The sequence below is a fragment of the Nocardia sp. NPDC059229 genome (assembly GCF_042754165.1).
Taxonomy (GTDB): domain Bacteria; phylum Actinomycetota; class Actinomycetes; order Mycobacteriales; family Mycobacteriaceae; genus Nocardia.
The window spans coordinates 60,847-86,082 of the sequence record NZ_JBHZAK010000012.1; the positions used below are offsets into that span (position 1 = coordinate 60,847).

The 25,236-nt window shown below is 69.4% G+C and carries 25 protein-coding genes; 19 read left to right on the forward strand and 6 right to left on the reverse strand.

Annotation, left to right across the window (positions count from 1 at the left end):
- Positions 1-79 precede the first annotated feature (79 nt).
- The gene (locus tag ACFXHE_RS25825) at positions 80-889 is read right to left on the reverse strand and encodes an SDR family oxidoreductase (protein WP_379386985.1); all 810 of its coding nucleotides are present in this window, start codon (positions 887-889) and stop codon (positions 80-82) included.
- A 41-nt stretch (positions 890-930) separates the two neighbouring features.
- Complete coding sequence (locus tag ACFXHE_RS25830; RefSeq protein ID WP_379386987.1) at positions 931-1,965, reverse strand: alpha/beta hydrolase; 1,035 nt, start codon at positions 1,963-1,965, stop codon at positions 931-933.
- A 231-nt stretch (positions 1,966-2,196) separates the two neighbouring features.
- Here ACFXHE_RS25830 and ACFXHE_RS25835 point away from each other — a divergent pair, with 231 nt between their 5' ends.
- Complete coding sequence (locus tag ACFXHE_RS25835) at positions 2,197-2,970, forward strand: ArsR/SmtB family transcription factor (RefSeq protein WP_379387242.1); 774 nt, start codon at positions 2,197-2,199, stop codon at positions 2,968-2,970.
- Positions 2,970-3,503: a hypothetical protein gene (locus ACFXHE_RS25840; protein WP_379386988.1), complete on the forward strand. Its 534-nt coding sequence runs from the start codon at positions 2,970-2,972 to the stop codon at positions 3,501-3,503. Before ACFXHE_RS25835 ends, ACFXHE_RS25840 begins: the two co-directional genes overlap by 1 nt.
- A 32-nt stretch (positions 3,504-3,535) precedes the next feature.
- Here the strand turns inward: ACFXHE_RS25840 and ACFXHE_RS25845 are convergent, their stop codons facing one another.
- Positions 3,536-4,297, reverse strand: coding sequence for a 3-hydroxyacyl-CoA dehydrogenase (locus ACFXHE_RS25845; RefSeq protein ID WP_379386989.1), 762 nt, complete (start codon positions 4,295-4,297; stop codon positions 3,536-3,538).
- A gap of 302 nt (positions 4,298-4,599) precedes the next feature.
- Here ACFXHE_RS25845 and ACFXHE_RS25850 point away from each other — a divergent pair, with 302 nt between their 5' ends.
- The 13 genes from ACFXHE_RS25850 to ACFXHE_RS25910 all read left to right on the forward strand — a co-directional run bounded on the left by ACFXHE_RS25850 (position 4,600) and on the right by ACFXHE_RS25910 (position 17,877).
- On the forward strand, positions 4,600-5,277 hold the full coding sequence (locus ACFXHE_RS25850; protein WP_379386991.1) for a hypothetical protein: 678 nt from the start codon (positions 4,600-4,602) through the stop codon (positions 5,275-5,277).
- A 16-nt stretch (positions 5,278-5,293) separates the two neighbouring features.
- Complete coding sequence (locus tag ACFXHE_RS25855; protein WP_379386993.1) at positions 5,294-6,169, forward strand: MinD/ParA family protein; 876 nt, start codon at positions 5,294-5,296, stop codon at positions 6,167-6,169.
- Positions 6,166-6,819 (forward strand): hypothetical protein, encoded by a 654-nt coding sequence (locus ACFXHE_RS25860; protein WP_379386994.1) that lies wholly within the window; start codon positions 6,166-6,168, stop codon positions 6,817-6,819. Before ACFXHE_RS25855 ends, ACFXHE_RS25860 begins: the two co-directional genes overlap by 4 nt.
- Before the next feature lie 178 nt (positions 6,820-6,997).
- Positions 6,998-7,288: a hypothetical protein gene (locus ACFXHE_RS25865; protein WP_213556317.1), complete on the forward strand. Its 291-nt coding sequence runs from the start codon at positions 6,998-7,000 to the stop codon at positions 7,286-7,288.
- Positions 7,288-7,569 (forward strand): hypothetical protein, encoded by a 282-nt coding sequence (locus ACFXHE_RS25870; RefSeq protein ID WP_379386995.1) that lies wholly within the window; start codon positions 7,288-7,290, stop codon positions 7,567-7,569. The genes ACFXHE_RS25865 and ACFXHE_RS25870 overlap by 1 nt, the downstream gene beginning before the upstream one ends.
- A gap of 53 nt (positions 7,570-7,622) precedes the next feature.
- The gene (locus ACFXHE_RS25875) at positions 7,623-8,447 is read left to right on the forward strand and encodes a hypothetical protein (RefSeq protein ID WP_379386997.1); all 825 of its coding nucleotides are present in this window, start codon (positions 7,623-7,625) and stop codon (positions 8,445-8,447) included.
- 43 nt (positions 8,448-8,490) lie between these two features.
- Entirely contained in the window at positions 8,491-9,966 is a 1,476-nt protein-coding gene (locus ACFXHE_RS25880; protein WP_379386999.1) for a hypothetical protein, read from the forward strand.
- Complete coding sequence (locus ACFXHE_RS25885) at positions 9,963-11,453, forward strand: SCO6880 family protein (protein WP_379387001.1); 1,491 nt, start codon at positions 9,963-9,965, stop codon at positions 11,451-11,453. Before ACFXHE_RS25880 ends, ACFXHE_RS25885 begins: the two co-directional genes overlap by 4 nt.
- Positions 11,454-12,344: 891 nt before the next feature.
- Positions 12,345-14,537, forward strand: a complete 2,193-nt coding sequence (locus ACFXHE_RS25890; protein ID WP_379387243.1) for a hypothetical protein — start codon at positions 12,345-12,347, stop codon at positions 14,535-14,537.
- A 23-nt stretch (positions 14,538-14,560) separates the two neighbouring features.
- The gene (locus tag ACFXHE_RS25895) at positions 14,561-14,842 is read left to right on the forward strand and encodes a transposase (RefSeq protein WP_354837274.1); all 282 of its coding nucleotides are present in this window, start codon (positions 14,561-14,563) and stop codon (positions 14,840-14,842) included.
- A 155-nt stretch (positions 14,843-14,997) separates the two neighbouring features.
- On the forward strand, positions 14,998-15,558 hold the full coding sequence (locus ACFXHE_RS25900) for a hypothetical protein (protein ID WP_379387002.1): 561 nt from the start codon (positions 14,998-15,000) through the stop codon (positions 15,556-15,558).
- Positions 15,559-15,595: 37 nt separating this feature from the next.
- A complete protein-coding gene (locus tag ACFXHE_RS25905; RefSeq protein WP_379387004.1) occupies positions 15,596-17,497 on the forward strand; it encodes a TraM recognition domain-containing protein in 1,902 nt (633 codons plus the stop codon).
- Entirely contained in the window at positions 17,494-17,877 is a 384-nt protein-coding gene (locus ACFXHE_RS25910; protein WP_354837280.1) for a DUF4913 domain-containing protein, read from the forward strand. The genes ACFXHE_RS25905 and ACFXHE_RS25910 overlap by 4 nt, the downstream gene beginning before the upstream one ends.
- A 90-nt stretch (positions 17,878-17,967) precedes the next feature.
- Here the strand turns inward: ACFXHE_RS25910 and ACFXHE_RS25915 are convergent, their stop codons facing one another.
- Positions 17,968-18,528 (reverse strand): hypothetical protein, encoded by a 561-nt coding sequence (locus ACFXHE_RS25915; RefSeq protein ID WP_357008160.1) that lies wholly within the window; start codon positions 18,526-18,528, stop codon positions 17,968-17,970.
- Positions 18,529-18,931: 403 nt separating this feature from the next.
- A complete protein-coding gene (locus tag ACFXHE_RS25920; RefSeq protein ID WP_379387005.1) occupies positions 18,932-19,789 on the reverse strand; it encodes a peptidylprolyl isomerase in 858 nt (285 codons plus the stop codon).
- Positions 19,790-19,969: 180 nt separating this feature from the next.
- Here ACFXHE_RS25920 and hisS point away from each other — a divergent pair, with 180 nt between their 5' ends.
- The 3 genes from hisS to ACFXHE_RS25935 all read left to right on the forward strand — a co-directional run bounded on the left by hisS (position 19,970) and on the right by ACFXHE_RS25935 (position 23,230).
- Positions 19,970-21,250 (forward strand): histidine--tRNA ligase, encoded by a 1,281-nt coding sequence (gene hisS / locus ACFXHE_RS25925; RefSeq protein WP_379387006.1) that lies wholly within the window; start codon positions 19,970-19,972, stop codon positions 21,248-21,250.
- A 186-nt stretch (positions 21,251-21,436) separates the two neighbouring features.
- On the forward strand, positions 21,437-22,084 hold the full coding sequence (locus tag ACFXHE_RS25930) for a hypothetical protein (protein ID WP_379387008.1): 648 nt from the start codon (positions 21,437-21,439) through the stop codon (positions 22,082-22,084).
- A gap of 144 nt (positions 22,085-22,228) precedes the next feature.
- Entirely contained in the window at positions 22,229-23,230 is a 1,002-nt protein-coding gene (locus ACFXHE_RS25935; RefSeq protein ID WP_379387009.1) for a malate dehydrogenase, read from the forward strand.
- Positions 23,231-23,253: 23 nt separating this feature from the next.
- Here ACFXHE_RS25935 and ACFXHE_RS25940 read toward each other — a convergent pair whose 3' ends face one another.
- On the reverse strand, positions 23,254-24,126 hold the full coding sequence (locus ACFXHE_RS25940) for a TIGR03619 family F420-dependent LLM class oxidoreductase (RefSeq protein ID WP_379387011.1): 873 nt from the start codon (positions 24,124-24,126) through the stop codon (positions 23,254-23,256).
- A gap of 247 nt (positions 24,127-24,373) precedes the next feature.
- On the opposite strand from ACFXHE_RS25940, the gene ACFXHE_RS25945 reads away from it, so the two are divergent.
- Positions 24,374-25,123, forward strand: coding sequence for an SDR family oxidoreductase (locus tag ACFXHE_RS25945; protein ID WP_354837294.1), 750 nt, complete (start codon positions 24,374-24,376; stop codon positions 25,121-25,123).
- Positions 25,124-25,236: the final 113 nt, after the last annotated feature.

A 25,236-nucleotide genomic window follows, 5' to 3' on the forward strand; every position in this document is an offset into this window, starting at 1 on the left:
CGATTCCCCTGAACGCCCGCGACCAGCCGATTCGGCTCCTATCGTCGACGGATCCGGTAGACGCGACCGCAGCTAGGCGCTACCGCAGCGAATCGGCCTTGCTGATCCAGCCCACCACCGCCCGGGTCAGGAAGGGCGGGGACAGGCGGATGGCGAGGCCGGTGAGTTTGGTCTGCAGGCCGACCAGGACGTGCGGGCCCGACAGCGGGCGGCGTCCGATCGCGGTGTGCCACACCGCTTCCGCGACATCGTCGGGGGTGAGGTGGACGCCCAGCGTGGTCGCGGATTTCGAGCCGCGGCTCACCTCGGTCATCATGTCGGTCGCGACGAACAGGGGCAGCAGGTCGCTGACCGTGATGCCGTAGTGCCGCCATTCGAGGTCGAGGGCCTCGGTCAGGCTGCGCACCGCGGCCTTGGTCGCTCCGTAGGTCGCCAGGCCGGGCTGACCGTAGAGCGCCGAGGCCGAGGCCAGGTTGATGACCCGGCTGCCGGAGGTGCGGCGCAGATAGGGGAGGGCGGCGTGACAGCCGTTGAGGACGCCCTTGACGTTCACGTCCACGAGACGATGCTGGCGTTCCACCGGGATCTCGCCGAAAGGCCCGGAGACCAGAATGCCCGCATTGTTGACCAGCAGGTCCAGCCGGCCGGTCGCGTCGTCGAAGTCCTTCAGGGCCCGATCCCAGCCCGCCGGGTCGGTGACATCGAAGGCCCCCGTCACGGTCCGCCCGCCGATCTCGGCGGCGGCGCGGGCGACCGCGTCGGCGTCGATGTCGTACAGGCCGACGGTCCAGCCCTCCCGGGCGAACCGCGCGGCGACGGCGCGGCCGATACCGGCGGCCGCCCCGGTGACGAGGATCGCGGGCTGAGAAGCATTGGCGGACTGGGACATCGGAGCCTCTCGGATCGGAGGGTCGGGACCGCCGGTGCGGATCAGGCGGCGCTGCGGCCGAGGCGACCTGGATCGATCATCGCACGGTGGAAATCGGCCGCGTCACGGGCGGCGTCCCGGCCGTCCGCGAGCAGGTCCGCACCCAGGTGGATGAGGGTGTGCGGGGCGCTCGGCCGCACCTGCAGGCGCAGCGGGACACCCGCCGCCTCGGCGCGTTTCGCCACCGCCAGCGCGTCGGCGAGCAGCATCTCGCGGGAGCCGACCTGCAACAGAATCGGTGGCAGACCGGTGAAATCGTGATTCACCACCGACCAGCTCGGATCCAGCTCGCCGTCCACGGCGATACCGCGGCGTACCACCATCTCGGGGCCGACCGCGGGCAGCACCGCGTCGTAGCGGGCATTGGGATGCGCGAGGCGGGCGGCGGAGTCGAAATCCGCCCACGGCGAGGTCACCGACAGTGCCACCGGCAGCGGCAGACCCAGCTCGCGCAGTGTCAGCGCCAGCCGCAGCGCCAGTCCGCCGCCCGCGGAATCGCCCGCGACGACGATCTTCCCGGGCGGGAACCCCTCGGCCAGCAGGTGCCGGTAGGCGGTGAGGGCGTCGTCGAGGCTCTCGTTGGGGTGGGCGTCGGGCAGCTGCCGATAGTCGACGGTCAACACCGGCAGCTCGCTCAGCGCGGCCAGGCGGGCGGTGTGGCGGCGGTAGCTGTTGAGCCCGCCCGCGATGAACGCACCGCCGTGCAGGTACAGGATCGCGGCGTCGCGGTCCACCCGCGGATCGGGAACCGGTGCGCTCCACAGCCATTCGGCATCGCAGTGCTCGAACCGCACCGGTTCGCGGCGGGTGCCGCGCGGGGTGCCGAGCACCCGGGCGGGCTGCTCGGACAGCCGCGTCATCCGGAACACCAGGTGCGCGGGGCGCGGGCCCAGGTCGGCGACCCAGGCTCCGGCACGCAGGAACTGCTGCACCGTGGTGCGCAGCACCGGATGGGCGAGCCTGGTCCCGATGCGCGCCGGCCGGATCGTCTCCACGATCACCGATGAGACGGGGTCCGAGGTCTGCGGCGTCGCCACGGGCGCTCCTGTCCGCGCCGCGAAACACCGGGCGCTGCTGAGACAACGATGTCAGTTCTGGCCGAGGGCCGTTGAACATCTTGACGGTGAATGCGCGGATTGTCATGTCCGAGAACGAAATTCCCACGTAAGAGGGGGTGCCGGGCCGCCCGTCCGGCGGGGCGCTGCGGTGGGGCGTTGACTTATGCAGGTAAATGCCTGCATAATTTTCCCGTGCAACCCGAACCCGAGATGGACGCGGTCTTCAAGGCCCTGGCCGACTCCACCCGCCGCCTGCTGCTGGACCGGCTGCGGGAGAACAATGGCCAGACCCTGCGCGAACTGTGCGAACGGGTCGAGATGGCCCGCCAGTCGGTGACCCAGCACCTCGACATCCTGGAGCGGGCCGGCCTCGTCACCGTGCTGCGGCGCGGTCGCGAACGGGTGCACTACATCAATCCGACCCCGATTCACGACATCGAACAGCGCTGGATCTCCGTCTTCGATCGCCCCCGGCTGGATGTCCTGCGCGCCGTCAAAAACCAGGCAGAGGAGTACGCCATGACCGCCACCGTGCCGAACTACGTCTACGTCACCTACATCCACGCCAGCGCCGAGCAGGTGTGGAAGGCCCTCACCGACGCCGACCTGACCGCGCAGTACTGGGGACACGCGAATGTGTCCGACTGGCAGCCCGGTTCGGAATGGGAGCACCGCCGCGTCGACGGCTCGGACAAGATCGATGTCGTCGGCAAGGTCCTCGAGGTCGACGAGCCCCACCGCCTCGTCCTGACCTTCGAGGATTCGATCGGAGCGGACCGCGCCCCGTCGGTGGTGACCTTCCTCATCGAGTCCCACCAGGACATCGTCCGGCTCACCGTCACCCACGAGAACCTGCCGAATCAGGAAATGCTGCAGGGCATTTCGAGCGGCTGGCCCGCCGTGCTGGCCAACCTCAAGTCGCTGCTGGAGACCGGCGCCGTACTGCCGCAGGCGCCCTGGGAAATGTCGCAGGCCCACGCCTGATGTTCGACGCCACCGCGCTGCGCGAGGTCTACGACACCCTGCTGGAAGCCGCTGCCGCCGTGGCGGATTCGGGCCCGCCGCTGCCGCCTCCGCCGGGTGAGTGGGACGCCGAGCGGATCCTGGCCCACGTCTCCCTCGTCACCGCCGCCACCATGGCCGCCGCGTCGTCGGTGGCGGCGGGGGAGCACGCCACCTACGACAATCGCCTCGCCCTCGACACCTGGACCATCGACCGTGTCGTCGATCTCGCGGGCGGTTTCCCCGGCCTGCGCGAACGCCTGCGCCGCCAGGCCGAGATGCTGTGCGGTTTCGGCGGGCCCGCGCTCAGCGACGCGGAACTGGACAGCCCGGTGCCCACCCGCCTGCTCTCCGCGGGCGCACTGCTGCTGGATCAGGCCATGCCCCTGCGGAATCTGTTCATCGGCCTGATCGATGTCGAAATCCCCGGCCACACCCGGCAGCTGCTCGCGCTGCGCGGAAACGGTGACGGCACCGGGCGGGCGAGTGCCCGCGCCGGTGCCGTCACCGGGTGATCGCCGCGGTGATCACCGCGTGGCCCTGCTGATTACCGCGGGGCCATGCGGATCGCGCCGTCGAGGCGGATGACCTCACCGTTGAGCATCGGGTTCTCCACGATGTGGCGGACCAGCGCCGCGTACTCGGCCGGGTCGCCCAGGCGCGACGGGTGCGGCACCTGCGCGCCGAGGGCGTCGATGGCCTGCTGCGGCAGGGTCGCGAACAGCGGGGTGTGGAACAGGCCCGGCGCGATGGTCATCACGCGGATCTTGTACGAGGCCAGGTCGCGGGCGACCGGCAGGGTCAGGCCCACGATGCCGCCCTTGGAGGCGGAGTACGCGGCCTGGCCGATCTGGCCGTCGTAGGCGGCGACCGACGCGGTGTTGACGATGACGCCGCGCTCGCCGTCGGCCTCCTCGACCGCCGAGATGCGCTCGGCGGCCAGGCGGATGACGTTGAACGTTCCGATCAGGTTAACGTTGATGATCTTGGAGAAGGACTCCAGCGGGAACGCGCCCTGCTTGCCGACCGTCTTGATGGCATTGCCGATTCCCGCGCAGTTCACCGCGATTCGCAGCGTGCCGAGCTCCTGGGCGGCGTCCAGCGCGGCGGTCACATCCGCTTCGCTGGTCACGTCACCGGGCGAGAACGCCACGCGCTCACCGAGTTCCTCGGCGATGGCCTTGCCGTCGGACGAGGGAAGATCGAGGATAACGACCTTCGCGCCGGCCGCGTGCAGTTCCCGCACGGTGGCCAGTCCGAGTCCCGACGCGCCACCGGTCACAACCGCGGCAATGTCTGCTGTCTTCACAAAACCTCCAAAATTCTTGGTCTTGTTAATGTAGATTCTGCTGCGTCCACAGGGAAGACCGCCCCGTCGGCGTGGCGTTCACACGATGTCGCGAACCCTGCTACTCGCACGCGCGCGCGGATTGAACGGTGCGTCGTCCGGCGCGTCGAGTCGTTGGAATCCTGTTCATGCGAGAGAATTTCCGATCGGGACCGTTTCGTGCGCACCGCCCGTGGCGACGCGACGACGGCGGGCTGCAGAGTACCGACGATCACCGACGACAACACACCGTCAGCCACGACCGACGCCGAGAGGGTCAGACGATGCCGAGCGACGTGCCCGCAGCGGGAATGTTGAAGTCGTACAAAAAAGTGTCGCGCTGGTACCCCGCCCTGGAACTCGACGCACAGGCCCCGGCTGGACGGCCCGACGCCGACTCGGCGTTCGCCGACGAGCAGGGCCCGGCCCGCTACCCGCACTACATCCACGACGAACCCGAGCTCGAGATTCCGCCGGTGCCCGAATCGGTGCTGCGGCGCAACCACTTCGACGGGGCCTGGTCGGACTGGATGAGCGAATCCGGCGAGAGCGCCTCCTACGCACCGCCGCTCCGCTACCGCGGCAACACGGTCGTCGAATTCCCCACGGGGAGTGGCGAAGCCGGTGCGGTATCGACCGGCGAGCGCGCCCCGAGAGCGGTCGACAGGGCCTCGCAACTGCTCGACGCGGTCGCCGACCGCGCGGCCGTGCCGGCCGAGCGCATCACGGGGCGGCGGTTTTTCGCCGTCGTGTTCCTGATCGTTGCCATTGTTTTGCTAGCCATTGCCGGTGGGGTTGCTCTATATGTGCTGAATTCCCACGGCGGCACTGCGCAATCCATCGGCACACTCGAGGCGGGACCCCGTTCCGGCCCGATCGCCGTCACGGCGGCGTACAACGAAATGACGGCCCCCGCGATCATCGGCGACCATGGACCCGCCGCGGGCATTCCGGCCGGATAAGAGGAGAGCGGAGACAATGGATCAGGACTGGAGCCGCTGGCTCGACGAGAAACCCGAAGAGGGCGAATCGACGGGCCGTGCCGCGCGTTCCAAGGCTCCGGTGATGCGCTTGCGCAAGCGCCGCGGCGACTCCGGCGAGGCCGGTCCCGCGCCGCGCCCGATTCTGGTGGTGGGTGGTTGCGGCGGCGCGGGCACCACCACGACAACGCTCGGCATCGCGGGGGAGATGAGCGCCGCTGGCGCCCAAACCGTCGCTGTGGACGGCACTTTCGCGGGCAGTGATCTCGCGTTGCGCGGCGCTGACGAGCACCTGAGCCCGATCAGTCTGCAGGCCTGGCTCTACGGCCGCGGCGACGACGAGGCCGCGCCGCTCAAGGAATGTCTCTCCCGCGCCACCTCCGGCATCGGCCTGCTGTGGCGCGATCCCGCCCCGCTGCGCCGGCGCGCCACCTACCTGACCGTCGCCCGCGCGCTCGGCGAGACCGGGTACACCCCGGTTTACGACGGCGGCAATCCGATCGCGAGCCGGCATCTGCGCCCGCTGCTCGAGGACGCCGATATCGCGCTGGTGCTGTCGATTCCGGCGCGCGTGGATGCGGCCAACCGCTTGCGCGTGACGCTGGAGTGGCTCGACGATCAGTTCGGCGGGCAGGGTGAGGGTCAGGGCGACGGCATTGTCGGCGACACCACCATCGTCGTGTCACATCAGTTGCCGGGCAGTGATTCTCGGGTCGCTGAGCATTTGCGGGAGCATCTGGACGGCTGGGTCCGTGAGATCGTCGAGATACCCTATGACGCACACCTCGCACGCGGAGAGTTGGTGCGGCACAGCAACCTGGCCGCAGAGACACGCCGCGCGTATCGCCGCCTGCTTGCTGGAGTGGCATCATGACCGCAGCCATGAAGGAACGCCGATCCGCCTCCGAGGCCGCTCTGGCGGCCGGTGTGGTGCCGCCGCCGGAATCCCGCCGCGCACCGATCTGGGACCGACCCGTACCCGGCGATGGCCGAGCGCCCCTGGTGTGGCTGCTCGGCGTGCACGGGGGCACGGGCGCGACGACGCTCTCGCATGTGCTTGCACCGGCGGCGGATTCGTATCGGCGCTGGCCGGGCGTGTTCGACCGGGAGTCCCCGTTCGTGGTGCTGATGGCGCGCGAAACCATCGCCGGGCTCACCCGCGCCCACGATCTGCTGCGCCAGCACCACGCCGGGCTGGCCGGTCCGTGTGAGGTGCTGGGCCTGATCACCGTGGCCGCGCGGCCGGGCCGGCTGCCCGCCGAGATCCGCCGCTACCGCGATGTCGTCGGTTCGCTGGCGGGTCAGGTGTGGCAGTTGCCGTGGCACGAGGAATGGACCCTGGTCGAGGCCGATGAGTTGCCGGTGTGGTCACCCGGCGACCCGGTGCCGCAGCAGCGCAAGCGCAAATCCGATCCGCTGGAAGAGATTACGCCCGACGTGCGGGAGCTCGGCGCCGGCATCGTGGCCGCCGTGCAGGATGCGCTCGACGCCCCCCGCTCCGAGTTCCCGGACCCGGAGGAGTGATCATGGACGCCGACGGATTGTGTTGTGCGGGAATGAGTTCCCGGTTGCGGGGACCTGCCCGGTCCCCAGGGAAGGTGGCAGGGCAGTCAGTAGAAGGAGTTGTCGTCGCCGGTTGGACGGCCGGGCCGTGCATCGGCGAGATTGTTACTAGCAGTTCGCTTTTGGATAAGGACAGACAATGAGCATGCTCCTCGCCGTACACGACGCGTACGGCCAGATCCTCGCCCAGGTCGGGAATCCGACCCCCGAGGCACCGCCCGCGTCGGACAAATTGCTGAAACTGGTTCGGTATTTCACCTGGTTCGTTCTGTTGTCGGGAATCCTGGGCATCACCTACGCCGGTGGCCGGTTCGCCTGGGAGAAATGGACAGGAGGCGGTTTGGAGTCGCCGAAGATGGTGGCAGGGGCCATGATCGGAGGAATCGTCGCCACGAGCGCGGGCACGATCATGAATGCAGTGATCACCTAATGCCCGCCGCGCTGGTTGCGCCAGCGATGGACGCCGTGCTGGCCTACAAGCAGATGCCGCCGGATGTGATCCGGCCGATCATGCAGCTCATCGACTGGCTGCTGTGGTGTGTGCTGCTGTTCTGCCTGGCCTGGATGATCCTGGCCGCGGGCCGGCTCTGGTATGCCTTCCGCGACGACCTGGCCGCCAACGACGCGACGCACGGGGTGGTGATGAGCCTGCTGGGCGCGATCATGGCGACCTCGGCCAGCGGGATCGCGCTGGCCCTGCTGCCGACCTGACGGGCACGGGCAGCTGAATTGTCTACTGGCACACACACTTCGGAGGCCATACGATGAGCGAGAAGGAGTCGCCCGAGCGCGACCGCGTCTCGTTCGGCGTCATCGCCTCGGCCGCCCTGGTCGCGGTCATCCTGATCGCCGGCCTGGTGGTCTACTTCGGGCACGGCGACAGCAAGCCGAGCGCCAAGCCCGGCGGGACCGTCCCGGCGACCTCCGACTCCGGCGCCACCGGTTTCGCCGCGCCCGAGGTGGATCTGTTCGGCCGCCGCGTCGACGTCCCCAACAACACGGCCGGCCAGCCGCTGCCGCAGGACCCGTCCAAGCAGCGCAAGGCCACCGACGCCGACTGGCTCACCGCCGCCCCGCTGGGGACCACCGATCCCCACGGCTGGCAGCGGGTCTACGGCGCGTCCGTGCCCTTCTCCACCTCCGACGGTCCGGCACGCCTGGAAAACGGCCTGGCCGTCGGCTATTCGCACACCCCGCAGGGCGCGGCGCTGGCCGCGGCCCAGATCACCTACCGGCTCAATGCCCGCCCGGCCGACCGGGAGCTCTATGTCCGGCAGGTGCGGGTGGCCGCGGAACAGCTCACCGCCTACGACCAGGCGCTCGCCGATCAACGGCTGCCGAAACAGCAGCCCGAGAAGGTGACTCGCTATCTGGTGGCCCCCGACGGTTTCCAGATCGAGAACTACGCCGACGACATGGCCATCGTGCGGCTGGCCGCGCGCGGGCCGGTGGTCGACAACCGGCAGCTGTGGGCGGCGGTGCGCCTGATCATGGTCTGGGACGCCGGCGACTGGCGGCTCAAACCTTCGACTTCCAAGACCGCGCAAACCGAATACGTCGATTCGCTTGCGGGGTGGACCAGATGGTGACAACAACAGATATGGCATCGCGACCCATCGAGAGGTGGACCACATGCTGAGGCGGCTAGTCACGATCCTTGCGGTCGTCTTCACCGTCATGATCGCAACCCCGACTGTGGCCTATGGCCAGACGTACGGTTTCGACCAGGCCTGCAACGAATTACACGATTCCCTCGACGGGCTGGGCGTGCCCGGCATCTCGCTGGGCGACGCGGCCTCGGCCGCGTGCAAGGCGGGCAATGTCGCGACCCACCCGACCGACGCCGCCGCCACCGTGCGCGACAAGGCGTGGGACTCCACCTTCGGCAAGGTGGTGGACTCGCTGATGAACGGTCTGGGCGAGGCGTTGATGCTGGCGTTGACGTTCTGGATGAAGATCCCGAACGAACGCGTCAGTGATGCGGGGGCGCTCTTCACGAAGATCAACGACTACACCTATCAAGTCCAGATTCTGTTCTTGATGGCGTCGGTGATCCTGTCCGGGCTGAAACTGGCTCAGGCCAGACGAGGAGCCGCGGTCAGTGAGGCCACCGAATCGTTCTGGATGTTCGCGCGCGTGGTGTTCAGTTCCTGGATGCTGGGTGCGGTGATCGTGGCGGCCACCCAGGCCTCGGACAAGTTCTCCGAGTGGATCATCAACGACTCCACCAACGGCAATGCCAAGAACGTCGCCGAGCTGATGGTGAAAACCTCGAAGCTGCAGGCGTTCTCGCCGGGTCTGGTGCTGATCATCGCGATCGTCGGCCTGCTCGGGGCGCTGGCCCAGATCGTGCTCGCCATCGTCCGCCAGGGTCTGCTGGTGGTGGCCGCGGGCGTGCTGCCGCTGGCCGCGGCTGCGTCGGGCACCCAGATCGGGCGCACCTCGTACTCGAAGCTGCTGGGCTGGATCATCGCGTTCATGCTCTACAAGCCGGTGGCGGCGATCGTGTACATGATCGCGTTCACCACCGCGGGCAATACCGACGATCTGACCGGCACCGTGAACCTGCCCGACGCCGACGAGGCCCAGCGCATGCTGGTCGCCATCGTGCTGCTGTGCACGGTCGCGTTCGTGCTGCCGGCGCTCATGCGCCTGGTGACCCCGGCGGTCGCCATCGTCGGTTCCGGCGGTTCGGGTCTGGCCGCCACCACCGGCACCCTGGTCGGCATCGCCGCGCTCGGTGCGGTCGGTTCGCGCGCGGTGGCCCCGCGCGGTGCCGCCGGACCCGGCGCCGCTGGATTCGTCGGACCCGGTCGCGGCGGGCGTCCCCGTCCCGGTCCCGGGGGCGGCGGTCCCGGCGGCGCGCCACGCCCGACACCCCCGCCACGCCCGGCGGGTGGTGGCGGCGGTGCGCCCGCCGCGAGTCCTGCCGCCCAAGGCGGTGGCGGCGCAGTACCGTCAGGCGCGTCCCGCGTCGCCAACCGGGTCGCACAGGCGCGCGCGGCGACCGCCTCGCTGAGCAAAGCCGAGTCCACCGCGGGCGACCTGGCCGGTGACCGCTGGGCCAACCGTTCACCCGACCTCGGCAGGAGCACCATCCCGCGATGACGATGACCGAGACCTACGAGCGCCGCTCGTACGGACTGTGGCAGAAGCCCCGCAGCGCCGGTCTTTTCGGCCTGCGCTGGGGTGAGACCGTGGTCGGTTTCGCCGTCGTCATCACCGCGCTGCTGACGGCGCTGGCGGCCGGGCCGAAACCGGCCGCCGTGGTGGCGGGCATCGGCACGGTCGTGATGGTTCCACTGGTGTGGCGGACGGCGGGCCGCTCCGGCTACGAGAACGGATTGATGATGTTCCATTGGTTGCGCGGCCGGTCCAAGGGCGAGCACGTGTACCGGGGCGGGCGGTTCTCCCGGATCCCGGGCGGCGTCACCCGCCTGCCCGGGCTGATGGCCCCGTCGCGGCTCTACGAGGGCATCGACGCCGGCGGCTACAGCTTCGGCATGATCCACCTGCCGCAATTCGCCCAGTACACAGTCGTTCTGCGCGCTTGGCCGCAGGGCCACGAGGCCGTCGACCAGCCGGTCATCGACCGCTGGGTGGGCGCCTGGGGCACGTTCCTGGCCTCGCTGGGCCAGACCTCCGACATCGTGGCCGTGGTGCCGGTCATCGACACCGTGCCCGAGACCGGAAACCGTTTGCTCACCGAGGTTTCCACCATCACCCGGCCCGAGGCCCCCGATCTCGCGCAGCAGGTCATGTACGAGCTGGCCACCGAACTGCCGCAGGAGCGGGTGCAGCTGCTGCCCCGGGTCGCCATCACCTTCAAGGCGACCACCGCGGAGCGCCGCAAGAATCCGGCGGAGGAGGCGGTCGAGATCGGCCGCCGCCTGCCCGGCATCTGTGCGGCCCTGGCGGAGGCCGGCGTTCGCGCCCAGCCCATGGCCGCCGAGGAGATCATCTCGTTCATCCGCCGCAGCTACGACCCGGCCGCCCAGGCCGATCTCGAGGTGGCCGCGGGCGAACCCGGTGGGCACGGCCTGGATTGGGCCGACGCGGGCCCGGTCTCGCACGAGGAGCGCTGGGACCACTTCATCCACGACGGCGGCCGCTCGGTCACCTGGGAGATGGACACCGCCCCCGAGGGCGCGGTCGACGAGCGGGTGCTGCAGCGGCTGCTCGCGCCGAATCCGGAGGTGCCGCGCAAGCGCATCACCATCGTCTACCGCCCGCACTCGGCCGGCGACGCCGCCCAGATCGTGGACGACGACTACAAGAACGCCCTGGTGGCACAGCAATCCGAGCGCGGCGTCGTGTCCGCCGCCGCCACCCTGCGTGTCGGCGCCACCCAGCAGGCCCGCGAGGAGCAGGCCCGCGGGCACGGCGTCACCCGCTTCGGCGCCCTGGTCACCATTACCGAACCCCTGCGCGGCGACCTGCCGCGCATCGAGGCCATCACCCGCGACCTGTCCACCCAGGCCCGCCTCAAGATCCGCCGCTGCTACCGCTACCAGGCGGCGGCGTTCGCGGCCTCGCTCGGCTGCGGGGTGATCCTCCCCGAACACGCCACCATTCCGAAAGCGCTTGCGGGGTAACCCATGCCACGTGACTTCGACCCCTCGGTCCGCGAACGCGACGCCGCGCCGCCCACCCGGCGCGGCTCCCGCCGCGACCCGGATCCCGTCGACCCCCACGACGAGCCGGACCCGTACCCGCCCCCGTCCTCCCGCGTCATGCGCGACGAGCACCGCCCCCGGCGCGGCACCCTCCCGGACCGCCGCATGCTCCGCCGCGACCCCATCGAGCCGCCCGACCAGGATCGGCCGGCCGAGGTTATGGGCGAGCACGAGGGTGAAGCGGTGCGCGCCGAGCAGGAGATCATCACGGATCCCGCTGCACCCCAGCATGATCCGGAGGCGATGGCGCAGCCGGAACCGCCGGTCGGCGAGCGGCCGGTGGAGGAGCGCGGCGCCCCGGTCCCGATGCCCGAGGCCGAGCCCGAGCGGGCCGGGACGCACGCGCAGATCACGAGCCGGGAGCCGGTCGAGGTCGGCACGATGCCGCGGCTCAGCGAGACGGTGGCCGAGCCGATCGGAGTTCCCGGAGCGGACAGCGGCGCGGAGCCGGTGAAGAAGGCGGCCCGGCGGCGGCTTCCGGCGGTGCCCGCCCTCGAACCCACCGGTGGCACAGGCGAATCGGGCACGGCCCAGGGTGTCGCCGCCGCCGAGGTCGCGGAGGTCCCGGCGACCGGGCGAGAGCTGGCGGTACGCGCGGAGGCCGATTCGGGGGATGCACTGCGGGCCGCGGCCGATGTGCTGGGGGAGCCCACGGCGGGATCGGCCGGGCGTCCCGGCGGCACCGAGCGGTCGGAGCGCGTGCTGGACAAGGGATCCGGCCGGAGTGGCGCGGTGGCGCGGTCCGGCGGTGTGCGTGAGGGCGAGGCTCGGTCACGGGCGCGCGGGCCGGAACGGACCGAGGGGGATCGCATGGAGCGCAAGCGGAGTCGCGAGACCACACCCGAGGCGGGTGCGGTGCGCCGCGGGGAGCCCGGTGAACGGCGGCGCGAACGACCGCGCGCAGACGGCGAACCCGGACGTGAGCGGCGCAGTGACGGTGAATCCGGGCGTGAGCGGCGTGCGGCCGAAGGCGGGCGTGAGCGCCGTGCCGACCCGGAGCGGGATGCCCGGCGCGGCAATGGCTCCGAGGGTCGCGGGCGGTCCACGGACGCGGATCGGGTGCACCTGGGCGGACGGGCCGGCGTGCCCGGCCGTACCCGTGCGGCGCGGCCGGAGGGCGAGGCGGGGGAGCGGCCGGTGCGCAACCGGCCCGCGCGCGACGGGCGGTCCGAGCGGACCGGCACCGAGGAGCGTGGCCGCGGCGCCCGTAAGGACAAGCGGGACAAGGTCGCCGACCAGGCCGAGCGCGACGCGGCGGCCAAGCGCGCGGCGGCGCGCAGGGCCGCGGCCAAGAAGAAGCAGTCCGGTCCCAAGCTGCTCGACGACACCATGCGGGCCAAGCTCGAGGTCACCGCGCGTGAGGGCAATGGCATCAGGGCGGCGTGGGCCACCTTCCGCCTGCACACCGACGATTTGCGCCGGCGGAACTTCGCGGCGCGCGCCGAGCGCATGGAGTACGGCAGCTTCGACGAATTCGACCGCACCACAGCACAACTCACCGATCGCGGCTACATCGGCGCGGGCGGCGGGCGAATGAACGTGGTCGGCCGCCCGGTCGAGTACCGCGCCACCACCGCGCAGGTCGCGGGCCTGTGGCCGTGGTCGGTCGGCGCGGGTGCGCCGCTCATCGGTACGCCGCTGGGCTCACACCTGCACACCGGCGCACCGGTCTGCTTCGACCCGATGAACTGGTTCATGCGCGGCAGCTTCATCACCGCGCCCAGCCTGTTCGTGCTGGGCCTCAATGGTTTCGGCAAGTCTTCGCTGGTGCGCCGCATCGTGCTGGGCGGCGTCGCGCAGGGCATCACCCCGCTGATCCTGGCCGACGTCAAGCCCGACTACCGCAAGCTGGTGGAACTGGTCGGCGGCCAGGTGATCGACCTGGGTTACGGGCACGGCAAGCTCAATCCGCTCGCCGCCGGTGTGCTGGGTTCGATCGTGCCGATGCTGGGCGAGTTCCCCGAACTGCAGACCCAGGTCATACAGGAGATGCGGGCCCGCCAGGTCACTTTGGTGGCCGGTCTGGTGGAACTGGTGCGCGGTGCGCGCGTGCGCGACTTCGAGGAGACCCTCATCTCCACCGCGCTGCGCATCCTGTATCGCGAGGGCAGCGCGTTCACACCGGACCACCCGCCGATCATCGAGGACCTGCTCGATGTGGTCGTGGCGGGTGGCGACGAACTGCAACTCGATGCGGGCGCGGACAATCCGGACGAATACCAGGAGGCCATCAAGGGCCTGCGCCGCTCCCTGCGCGCTCTCACCCAGGGCCCGTTCGGCGCGGTCTTCAACGGCCACACCACCACTCCGATCGACACCACCGCCACCGCCGTCTGCATCGACGTCTCCCATATCCCCAACGGCGACAAGAAACTCAAGGCCGCGGTCATGCTGGCCTGCTGGGCCGACGGTTTCGCCTCCGTCGAGGCCGCGCATGTGCTGGCCGACGCGGATCTGGGCCCGCAGCGCTACTTCCAGGTGGTGATGGACGAGCTGTGGCAGGTGCTGGGCCTGGGCGACTTCATGGTCGACCGCGTCGACGAGCTCACCCGTCTGCAGCGCGGCATCGCCACCTCGCTCATCATGATCAGCCACACCATCAAGGACCTGCAGTCCCTGGGCTCCGAGGCGGCCATCGCCAAGGCCCTCGGCTTCCTGGAACGCGCCCGCGCCAAGATCTTCGGTGCGCTCCCGGCCGAGGAGATCGCGCGTCTGGATTCCACCGTGCCGTTCACCGCCGCCGAGGAGGAGATGGTGACCAGCTGGTCCGCGCCGCAGGCGCTCACCGGTGAGGCGCTCAAACCGGGCCAGCAGCGCCCGCCCGCGCCCGGCACCGGTAAGTTCCTGCTCAAGATCGGCGAGGACCGCCGGCCCGGCATCCCGTTCCACATGGAGTTCACGCTCTCGGAACGGGAGAGCGGAATCCACGACACCAACCAGCGTTTCAGCGAATTCACCGAGACCACCGCGAGCCGCGGCTCGGACGAGGGGAGCGCCGCATGATGCCGCACCGGTCGTATCGAAGAGTGTCGCCGGAGGTCCGGCAGGCCGCCGTCGAACAGGTCATCGCCCTCACCGGCAAACTACGCTCGGAATCCGAGGCCTGCCGGGTGGTCGCCGAACAGATCGGCGTGCACACCAATTCGGTGCGCAACTGGGTGCGTGCCGCCGAGAGCCCCGGCCTGGAACGCATGGATGCGATCGCGTTGCGCCGCAAGGTGGCTCTGCTGCAGCAGCAGCTCGCGGCCGCCGCCGAAATGAACCGCACGCTGGTGGAAACCCTCCACGACGCCAAGCGCGGCACATGAGCCGCTGCCGCGAGAACGAACACGCCGACTCGGGAAACCCGCTGGCATGGCCCGCATATACCGCTCAGCGACTAGCCTGGAAGGGTGGTCCGGTGCTGCGCCGCCGGCGCGGGCCGGTGAGCGCGAGCACTGGTGTGCACGGTGCGAGCGCAGGCATGCGTCCCGCGATTGGGGTGGTGATGCTGGTAGTGAGCGTCGCAGTGCTGGCCACCGCATGCGGCGGCGGCAGCTCGACCGGCGGCGGCTCGAATCCGTCTGCCGGGCAACCGCCCACGTCCACCACCCGGTTGCTGGAGGATGCCCCCGCCCCCGACCCGACCACGCCCGACGGTGTCGCGGTGACCGCGCTGGAGCAGATCTACACCTGGTACCCGGCCACCGAGTCCGAGGGCGATGCGCTGCGCCGGGCCCGGAAATGGCTGGGACCCAGCCTGATCCGTACACTGGACAACCCGTCCACCGGCGTGGAAACCCCGAGACCGTCACTGCGCTGGGCCGGCTGGGCCAAGGCGGGCGCTCACGTCGAGGCGTTCGCGTTCGCCTCCGGTGAGAAGGCTCCCGCCGGCGCCGACTCGAACCGGCAGCAGTACAAGATCGGCATCGAGCAGACGGTCGTCTATCCGGACGGCAGGCGGGAATCGCTACCCCCGGCCACGGTCGTCGCCACCGTCGTGCGTGGACCTGCCGGTGGCTGGTTGCTGGACGAATTCCGTTGAGCGGTAACGACTCACAGGTCATCCCAGGAGGTTAGAGATGGCGAAGAAACCGATTGCGGACCCGGCCGACCCGGGTCCCGATCGTGTCCTGCACCTCGTCTACGCGGGTTTCTACATCTTCGGAACCGTGTGGCTGGCAGTGCAATTGGGCAACCTGCTGAGCTCGCCGCGCCAGCACGTGCCGATCAACCCGATCGCCATCGTGGTCAACCTGCTCGAGGGCGAGCTGCGCTGGCCGGCCGCCGCCACCGTGATCATCCTGCTCGTCTTCGGGGGGACGCTGGGCTGGGTGCTGTACCGGCGCCGCCGCGAGCTGAACGCCAAGAAGGGCCGACTGGCGATCGACGACAAGGCCGATCACATGGGCACCGGCGGGGCCATCAAGGCGCTCACGCTGTCCGGTGTCCGCGAGAAGGCCGGCCAGATCGGTGTGCCGCTGCACAAGCACCTCACCGGGGACATGCTCATTCCGGGTTCGCTGATGCGGCCCGGGGACATGCTGGTTCCGGGCATCCCGATCGGCATGTCGGTCGCCGACGGCGAAATGATGTACGGCTCCTACGAGGATCTGCAGGTCGACATCTGGGGCCCGCGGCAGGGCAAGACCACCTCCCGGGTGATCCCGGCCGTGCTCGCCGCCATCGGCCCGGTGGTCGTCACCTCCAACAAGCGTGACGTCGTCGACGCCACCCGGGATGTGCGGGCGGGCAAGGGCAGTCAGATCTTCGTCTTCGATCCGCAAGGCGTGGCCCCGGATTCGCACGACCTGCAGACACAGCAGGAACCCGGCTGGTACTGGGATCCGCTGGCGTGGGTCGACGTACACCGGCCCGGCTGCGAGGTACGGGCGGTCAGCCTGGCGGGTCATTTCTCCGACGCGGAGGGTAGTCCCTCGGCCGGCCAGGGCGCGGACTCGTACTTCGACCCCGAGGCCGAGGATCTGCTCGCGGCACTGTTCCTGGCCGCGGGTTTCGAGGGCAGCAATATCCTGCGCGCCTGGGAATGGGTGAACAACCCGATGGACACCACCCCCATCGAGATCCTGCGCGCGCACTCCAAGCACTACATGGCCGAGGGTCTCGCCGGCCAGTACAACCTCGACATCCGCACGCGCGACGGCATCTTCGGTGGCGCGAAGGCGATGATCAGGTGCCTGAAGTTCCCGCACATCCAGCCGTGGATCATCCCCAACGGCGGCCGGTCGGCCTTCGACGAACTGGAATTCCTCGAGCGCAACGGCACCCTCTACTGCCTGTCGCTGGAGGGCCGGGGTTCGGCGGCGCCGCTGGTGAGCGCCCTGACCGCGGCGGTCATCGACGTGGCCTCCCGCGAGGCGTCACGGTCGCCGGGCGGGCGACTGCCGGTGCCGCTGCTGGCCGCACTCGACGAGGCCGCCAATGTCGTGCGCTGGAAGGATCTGCCGAAGCAGTACAGCCACTTCGGTTCTCGCGGCATCGTGGTGATGACGGTGCTGCAGTCCTGGGCGCAGGGCGCGCGCTGCTGGGGACCCGATGGCATGGAGGCGCTCTGGGGCGCCGCGAACATCAAGGTCATCGGCAGCGGCATCGACGACATGACCTTCCTGCAGCAGCGCTCCGAGGCCATCGGCGACTACGACAGCATCTCGCAGTCGGTGTCGGAATCGAAGGGCGGCAAGAGTTATTCGCGCTCCCTGAGCTCGTCGCGGACCTTCAACGCCCATGCCCTGGCGACCCTGCCGCGTGGCCGCGCCATCCTGTTCGCCTCGGGCACACCGGCCGTGCTGCTGCGCACGGTGCCGTGGTGGGAGGGCCCCGACGCCGCCGCGGTCGAGCGGTCGATCGAAGCCCACGACCCGTCACCGACGCGCAAGACCGAGATTTCCGATCTGATCAGTCCCGCCCTGATCAAAGAGACACTGCCGGATGTTTCGGCGCCCAAGGAGGTTCGACCGCTGTGAGCGAAGAGTCAACACCCATGGTCTACGCGAGCGTGGTCGAGTTCGTGGAGAACTACCTCAGCCTCGTGTACCGCCGGCAGGTGACCGATATCAGCGACACCGTGTGGTGCCCCGAATGGTGGAAGCACGCCGAGGCGGTCGCGCGACTGGATGCCATGTGGCGGGCGTGGGAGCACTTCCGCCACGACGGCAAGACGGGGCTGAGCATCTGGTTCCTCGACCACGCCGACCCGCACATGGCGAAACTGTTCGATCCCAAGGGCCCGTTCAAGTACTGCAGTGTGCGTAACGGCCACAAGGACATGCTCACGCCGCTGCCGTTGAAGTCCCCTCAGCAGGGCTTGTTCAGCAATCCCACGATGGGGGAGTTCCCGCTCTGAGATGAACCGTGGGCGCCGGTATGGTGCCGGCGCCGAAACGGAAAGTGGCGGATCGGGTTGCGATCCGCCACGGTTCGAAATTATTGCTGCTCAGACTCGCTCACGCGAGCGAGCGCGTTCGCGCTCCCGCTCGTGCGCTTCCTGCTCCCGCACCCGCCGCTGCGCTGCCTCCTGCTCCCGGAGCCGCACGGCGTCCTGTGCCGACTGGGCCTGTCCGACCTCCATCAGCAGCCGCACCGATTGCAGTTCGGGCGAGATGCCCATGCGCGAAAGGTGTTGCGCCAGAGCGGTTCGCCGCTCCACCGAGTCGTATCGCACGGAGCCGCGGTTGGCTTGCTGCGCGGCCATTCGAGATGCCTCCGCCTGCGCGGAGAATCGATCTTTTTCGAGAGATACGCCCCGTTCACGCGTCGGGCGCTCCAAGATTCGCGAGAGTTCGCGGTTACGCGGATCACGTGCCTTGGCATCCGCCGCCTCACGCAGCCGACGCTCGCGGCCCTCCTTCTGGCGGGCCTCGGTGACCCTGACGCGTGCTTCCGCTTCCTTCTGGCCACGTTCCCGGGTGCGCAGCGCGACAAGTGTCGCGAGCTGCAACATTTGCCTCATCATCGCCGCTGTTTCGCGGCCGATGTCGTCGAGTTCCTCGGCCATTGCCTGCTCCCCGATGCTGCAGTTAGATCACTATGGATGATTGTGGTGCTTCGTCACGGACATCGCCACACGAACGGTGGTTGCGCGTAGCCATATCCCGCCTGCAAACGTGGACACCCGGAGCCCGTGAGACGTCGCAGCGGCCCGGTGGGGATTGCCCGGTGGGCTTTACTACGCCTTGGTACTCCGTTCTACGAGATTACCAGCGAAAACTCCGAATCCACCGTACGCGCGCGTCGCGATCCAGCATATATCGCACAATTCCGGCACGTCGTGGAAAAGTCAGGATTTTCTTTGGTTAGGGAAGCCTTACGCAAGAGGTTCAACGGGACCTTCCCGAGACCTTCGCCGGAAAAGAATCGGGCCCGGCGCGGGAAGCGCCGGGCCCGAAAAACCATGCTGGTCAGTTGATTTGGACCGATTGGATGTTCACGTCCGCGGCCGGCTTGCCGTCCTGGCCGCCGCCCTGGACACCCGCCTTGGCGATCTTGTCGAGGGTGGCGAGACCGGCGTCGTCGACCGTGCCGAAGATGGTGTACTGCGGCGGCAGCTGGGAGTCGCCGTAGACCAGGAAGAACTGGCTGCCATTGGTGCCCGGCCCGGCATTGGCCATGGCGAGCACGCCGCGCTTGTAGGCGACCGGGTACTGGGCGGCTTGATCATTCGGGTCGTACTGGTCGGTCGGGTACTCATTGTCGAACTCGTAACCGGGACCGCCCATTCCGCTGCCGGTCGGGTCGCCGCACTGCAGCACCTCCAGGCCCTTGCCCGTGGTGATGCGATGGCAGCTGGTGTTGTCGAAGAACTTCTGCTTGGCCAGGCTCTCGAAACTGTTGACCGTGCAGGGGGATTCACTCGGGGTCAGGGTCATGGAGATCGGACCCTGGCTGGTGTCCATGGTCGCCTTGACATCACCGGCGGTGGAGATATTGGCCGTGCTCGGCGGATTCACCGGCTTGTCGGCCGGCTTCTGCGACGGACGGTACTCACAGCTGACCGAGGCCGGCTTGGCCTTGGCGGCCGGCGGGGGAGCGGCGGTCAGCGAGGCGTCCGGAGTCTCCGAGGCCTTGGCGCTGGTGCTGTTGTCATCGCCCTTGGTGAGGAAGTAGATGCCGACACCGGCCGCGACCGCGACCACAACACCCAGGGCCGAGGCCGCGATGGTGAGTTGCTTGCGCTTACGCGCCCGCTGGGCCCGATTCTCCAGTTGACGCTCCAGCTTCCGCTTCGCCGCAGCGCGTCGCTGTTCATTGCTCGGCACTAACTGTCCCTCCGTGAACGGTCGGTATCTGATGTCTGTACAGACTGCGGCCGTCAGCCCAGCGGCCGCGGCAGACATTACCTGCATTCGCTGAGAAAAACCTACATATGGCAGGCTCTGATGGCCGTCGGCCGGTAACCGGTTGGACTTGGCGGACGGGCGTGGTGAAAACTGGGCATCGTGACCAAGACCAGCAGCTTCCGTGCCCCGAGGGGGGTCCCCGACTATCTGCCACCCACGTCCGCCGAGTTCGTCGCCGTCCGCGACGCCCTCGTCGAGACGGCGCGATTGGCCGGATACGGGCATGTCGAGCTGCCGATCTTCGAAGAGACCGCCCTGTTCGCGCGGGGTGTGGGCGAATCCACCGACGTCGTCACCAAGGAGATGTGGACCTTCGCCGACCGCAATGGCGAGAGCTTCACCCTGCGCCCCGAAGGCACCGCCGGCGTCATGCGAGCGGTCATCGAGAACGGCCTCGACCGCGGGGCGCTGCCCGTCAAACTCTGCTACGCCGGGCCGTTCTTCCGGTACGAGCGCCCGCAGAAGGGCCGCTACCGGCAGCTGCAGCAGGTCGGCGTGGAGGCCATCGGCGTCGACGATCCGGCGCTGGACGCCGAGGTGATCGCCATCGCCGACGCCGGATTCCGGGGGCTCGGACTGGAGGGTTTCCGGCTCGAGATCACCTCGCTCGGCGACGAGACCTGCCGGCCGCAGTATCGAGAACTGTTGCAGGACTTCCTGTTCAAGCTGCCGCTGGACGAGGAGACCAAGCGCCGGGCGCTGATCAACCCGCTGCGGGTGCTCGACGACAAGCGTCCCGAGGTCAAGGAGATGACCGTCGACGCGCCGCTCATGATCGACCACCTGTCGGAGTCGGCCAAGGCGCACTTCGAGCAGGTGCTCGGCCTCCTCGACGCGCTGGGCGTGCCATACGTGGTCAACCCGCGCATGGTGCGCGGGCTCGACTACTACACGAAGACCACCTTCGAATTCGTGCACGACGGGCTGGGCGCGCAGTCCGGCATCGGCGGCGGCGGCCGTTACGACGGGCTGATGGCCGAGCTCGGCGGGCAGCCGCTGTCGGGCATCGGCTTCGGTATCGGCGTCGACCGGACGGTGCTGGCCCTCGAGGCCGAGGGCAAGTCCGCCGTCGACGGTCCGCGCGTCCAGGTGTTCGGCGTCCCGCTCGGTGAAGTGGCCAAGCAGCACCTGGTGGTGCTCGCGGCCGAGCTGCGCCGGGCCGGCATCCGCGTCGACCTCGCCTACGGCGGCCGCGGTATGAAGGGCGCGATGAAGGCGGCCGACAAATCCGGCGCGCAGCTGGCCCTGGTGCTCGGTGACCGCGAGGTCGCCGAGGGGCAGATCGGGCTCAAGGATCTGAGCACCGGCGAACAGCGTCAGATCCCCCTGGACGAGGCCGTCGCCCAGGTCGCGGCCGCACTCGCGGGCGAGCGGAACTGATCCGTCGGCCGGGCCGGACAGCGCCGCTGTCCGGCCCGGCCGGCAGCCGCCGCGCCGATGGGGGCTTGGGGTGGGGCAAATCGGGGTATGGGGTTAGGACCTGCTGGTACCGTGCGGTGCGTCCCGCGGGGGCGGTGCGTGCCGCCGGCAGGCCCGACCCATCGAGACTTGGACGAATGCGCTGCTGTGACTGATGAATCGAAACCGGGGTCCGACGGCGAAGTCGGCCTCGACCTGGTCGCCCCCGAACTGCTGGCCCCCGCCCTGCGCAGGCTCACCCTGGCCGCGCTCGGCATCGGCATCGGGGTCGGACTGCTGATGGCGCTGTTCGTACACTGGCCGATCGCCCTCGCCACCGGCCTCGTGCTCGGCGCGCCCACCGCCCTCTACGCCGTGGCCGTGCAGCGCCGGCGAATCACGGTGTCCGGCACCGTCATCCGTGCCCGCACCTGGCGTGGCGAACGCCGCCTCGACCTGGCCGGCGCCACCGCCGCCGAAATCCTGGTCTACCCGGGCAAGATCAGCCGCATCGTGCTGCGCGTCACCGCGGGCGCCGACACCCAGGTCGTGCCGCTGGCCATCTACAGCGACTCCGGCAGCGGCCGCGAACTCCACATTCTGGGCCTGCGCAAACTCGCCGACGCCCTGGCCGGTTGCCCCCTCGCGGCCGCCCTCGCCATCTCCGGACTGCTCGTCCAGCAACTGCGCGCCGAGGCCCGCGACGCCGTCGCCGAGCAACGGCCCCTCTACCGGGCCGTCCGCATGGTCCGCGACCGCGACCAGGTCGCCCCGGTCGTCCTCAGCGACTCCGACATCGCCGACCTCGCCCACTGAGCGGTCAATTCACCGATCCCCGAGCCGGATTCACCGGCCGGTGCCGGTGTCTGTTTGCTCACGTGCTGCTCACGGGGCGGGACGCGGGGGAGTGAGCCTGGCTAGGGTGAAGACGGACCTACCCGCCATCGCGAGGAGATCGTCGTGAGCACCACCGCGCCAGTGACCGTCACCGTGACCGGAGCCGCCGGGCAGATCGCCTACGGATTGCTCTTCCGCATCGCGTCGGGGGCGCTACTCGGGTCCGAGACGCCGGTGCGGTTGCGGCTGCTGGAGATTCCGGCCGCCGTCGGATCGCTCGAGGGCGTGGCGATGGAACTCGAGGACGGGGCGTTCCCGCTGCTGGCAGGCATCGATATCGCCGATGACCCGTGGATCGGGTTCGACGGGGCCAATATCGCGATTCTGGTGGGGGCGCGGCCGCGGACCGCGGGCATGGAACGGTCGGATCTGCTGGCGGCCAACGGGCCGATCTTCACCGATCAGGGCGCGGCCATCAATGCCAATGCGGCAGAGGACATCCGGGTGCTGGTGGTCGGGAATCCGGCCAATACCAATGCCTTCATCGCCATGAGCAATGCGCCCGACGTGCCCGCCGGGCGGTTCACCGCGCTCACCCGGCTCGACCACAATCGCGCGATCGCGCAGGTGGCGAAGAAGACCGGGGCGGCGGCCGCCGACATCGCGCGGATCACGGTATGGGGCAATCACTCCGCGACGCAGTACCCGGACCTCGCCCACGCGACGGTCGGCGGGCGCGGCGCGCTCGAGCTGATCGCCGACGATGCCTGGGTGACCGGCGATTTCATCCCGACCGTGCAGCAGCGCGGCACCGCCATCATCAAGGCGCGCGGCGCGTCCTCGGCGGCGAGCGCGGCCAGCGCCGCCATCGACCATATCCACGACTGGGTGCTGGGCACCGCGCCGGGCGACTGGACCTCGATGGCGGTGCCGTCGGACGGCTCCTACGGCGTGCCCGAGGGCCTGATCAGCTCGTTCCCGGTGACCTGTGCCGATGGCGAGTACACCATCGTGCCGGACCTGGAGATCGGCGAGTTCGCCCGCGCCCGGATCGAGCACAGCGTCGCGGAACTCGTGAGCGAGCGCGACGCCGTGATCGACCTGGGGTACGCCAAGCGGTCCTGATCAGCCCCGCCGAGCGGAGGTGATCAGCTGAGCTTGCCGATCACGTTCTCGCCGTACCACTTGATCTTGACGATCTTCTCCTCCAGCGACTCCGTGTCGGGCTCCATCGCGTACGAGTTGCGGAAGCCGACGATCAGATCGGTGATGCCCTTCTCCTCTAGGCGCTTCACCCCGTCGGTGGTGTAGCCGTCGCGGGAAACCGCGTGGATCTCGAACTCGCCCGGATTGTCGCGCTCACTGCGCAATTCGTTGATCCGCGCCAGGTACTTGTCCAGGTCGTCGCCCTTGCCGCCGGCGTGCATCCAGCCGTCGCACAACCGCACCGCGCGGCGCAGCGCGGCATCGCTGTGCCCGCCGACCAGGATCGGCAGCGGCTGGGTCGGGGCGGGGGTGAGCTTGATCTTCGGGATGTCGTAGAACTCGCCGTGGTACTCGAAGTACTCGCCGGTGGACAGGCCGCGCACGATCTCGATGCACTCGTCCAGGCGCTTGCCGCGCTTCTCGAACGGGACGCCCATCATCTGGAAGTCCTCCGGCCACGGGCTGATGCCCACGCCCAGGGCGAAGCGGTTGTTGCTCAGGCGGGCCAGCGAACTGGCCTGCTTGGCCACCAGCACCGGCGGGCGGATGGGCAGCTTGAGCACGAACGGGGTCATACGCAGCGTGGTGGTGGCCGCGGCGAGGGCGGCCGACAGCACGAAGGTCTCGATGAACGGCTTGCCGTCCAGGAACTCGCGATTGCCGTCGGCGGTGTACGGGTACTTGGAATCCGACTCGGCCGGGTAGGCGATGCTGTCGGCCACGGTGATGCTGTGGAACCCGGCGGCCTCGGCGGCCTGCGCGAGGGGGATGTAGTAATCCGGGTTGGTCATCGCCTCCGCGTAGGTGAAGCGCATCGATCGTCCTCTCGACAGTGAGCAAGTACAAAAACTAGAACCGATTCTAGTTCTGTGAGTGATGCTAGCGGGAGGCTCGCGGGAAAGGCAGTCGAACGAGCGATCCGCACCCACCGCACCCGATCCTGCTGGGGGTGCTCACCTGTCGTATCGCAGCGGCAGACCGCCCGGTCGTAACCGTCCCGGTGGCTGAGATGCCCGTCCCGGTGGGCTTGTCCGGATTCCTGGATCTTGTTCTAATCGCGTCATGACGATCGCCATCACCGGCTCCGGCTCGGGCATCGGCGCGGCCACCGCCGCCGCCCTGCGCGCCGCCGGACACGACATCATCGGGATCGACCTGCGCAACGCCGACATCACCGTCGACCTCACCGACGCCGCGGCGCGCGCGGCCGCGGTCGAGGAGATCGTGGAGCGATCCGGGGGAGTGCTGGACGGCGTGGTGCTGTGTGCCGGTGTCGGCCCGCAGGTGCCCGACCCGAACCTGGTGGTGGAGATCAACTACCGGGCCACCGTGGCCCTGCTCGACGCCCTGCTGCCCGCGCTGCGCAAGGGCGAAAACCCTGCGGCCGTGGTGGTTTCGTCGGTGGCCTCCACCCAGATCAAGTGGGAGGACAACCCGATCCGCACGGGCACCGAGGCCGAGGCCTTCGCCCAGGCCGGGGATTTCGCGGGCCACTACGCCTACGCGTCCTCCAAGAACGCCGTCACCGTGGCCGTGCGCGAACGCGCCGTCGAGTGGGGCGCCGCCGGCGTGCGACTGAACACCGTCGCGCCCGGCAGCGTCGAAACCCCGCTGCTGCAGGCCGGTCTGGACGATCCGCGCTACGGTGACGCCATCCGCAACTTCGTGGCCCCCATCGGCCGCAATGGCAAGCCCGAGGAGATCGCCTCCCTCATCGCCTATCTGGTCGGCCCGCAGGCCGGCTTCATCCACGGCGCCCAGTTCGTCATCGACGGCGGAATCGACGCGCAGACGCGGCCGACCGCGGTGTAATCCACCGCGGCGCGCCGACCGCGCGCCCTGAACGGTGGCCGAGCCCGCGGGGTGTACAGCCGCATTTCGGCCTCCACCGATGCCGCGGTGACCGGGGTACCCGACCCGATCGC

Bases quoted from the DNA above. Each gene is read 5' to 3' on its own strand.
- ACFXHE_RS25825 (WP_379386985.1), bottom strand. From the start codon at position 889: ATGTCCCAGTCCGCCAATGCTTCTCAGCCCGCGATCCTCGTCACCGGG.
- ACFXHE_RS25835 (WP_379387242.1), top strand. From the start codon at position 2,197: ATGGACGCGGTCTTCAAGGCCCTGGCCGACTCCACCCGCCGCCTGCTG.
- ACFXHE_RS25840 (WP_379386988.1), top strand. From the start codon at position 2,970: ATGTTCGACGCCACCGCGCTGCGCGAGGTCTACGACACCCTGCTGGAA.
- ACFXHE_RS25850 (WP_379386991.1), top strand. From the start codon at position 4,600: ATGCCGAGCGACGTGCCCGCAGCGGGAATGTTGAAGTCGTACAAAAAA.
- ACFXHE_RS25855 (WP_379386993.1), top strand. From the start codon at position 5,294: ATGGATCAGGACTGGAGCCGCTGGCTCGACGAGAAACCCGAAGAGGGC.
- ACFXHE_RS25860 (WP_379386994.1), top strand. From the start codon at position 6,166: ATGACCGCAGCCATGAAGGAACGCCGATCCGCCTCCGAGGCCGCTCTG.
- ACFXHE_RS25865 (WP_213556317.1), top strand. From the start codon at position 6,998: ATGAGCATGCTCCTCGCCGTACACGACGCGTACGGCCAGATCCTCGCC.
- ACFXHE_RS25870 (WP_379386995.1), top strand. From the start codon at position 7,288: ATGCCCGCCGCGCTGGTTGCGCCAGCGATGGACGCCGTGCTGGCCTAC.
- ACFXHE_RS25875 (WP_379386997.1), top strand. From the start codon at position 7,623: ATGAGCGAGAAGGAGTCGCCCGAGCGCGACCGCGTCTCGTTCGGCGTC.
- ACFXHE_RS25880 (WP_379386999.1), top strand. From the start codon at position 8,491: ATGCTGAGGCGGCTAGTCACGATCCTTGCGGTCGTCTTCACCGTCATG.
- ACFXHE_RS25885 (WP_379387001.1), top strand. From the start codon at position 9,963: ATGACGATGACCGAGACCTACGAGCGCCGCTCGTACGGACTGTGGCAG.
- ACFXHE_RS25890 (WP_379387243.1), top strand. From the start codon at position 12,345: ATGGAGCGCAAGCGGAGTCGCGAGACCACACCCGAGGCGGGTGCGGTG.
- ACFXHE_RS25900 (WP_379387002.1), top strand. From the start codon at position 14,998: ATGCGTCCCGCGATTGGGGTGGTGATGCTGGTAGTGAGCGTCGCAGTG.
- ACFXHE_RS25905 (WP_379387004.1), top strand. From the start codon at position 15,596: ATGGCGAAGAAACCGATTGCGGACCCGGCCGACCCGGGTCCCGATCGT.
- ACFXHE_RS25915 (WP_357008160.1), bottom strand. From the start codon at position 18,528: ATGGCCGAGGAACTCGACGACATCGGCCGCGAAACAGCGGCGATGATG.
- ACFXHE_RS25940 (WP_379387011.1), bottom strand. From the start codon at position 24,126: ATGCGCTTCACCTACGCGGAGGCGATGACCAACCCGGATTACTACATC.
- ACFXHE_RS25945 (WP_354837294.1), top strand. From the start codon at position 24,374: ATGACGATCGCCATCACCGGCTCCGGCTCGGGCATCGGCGCGGCCACC.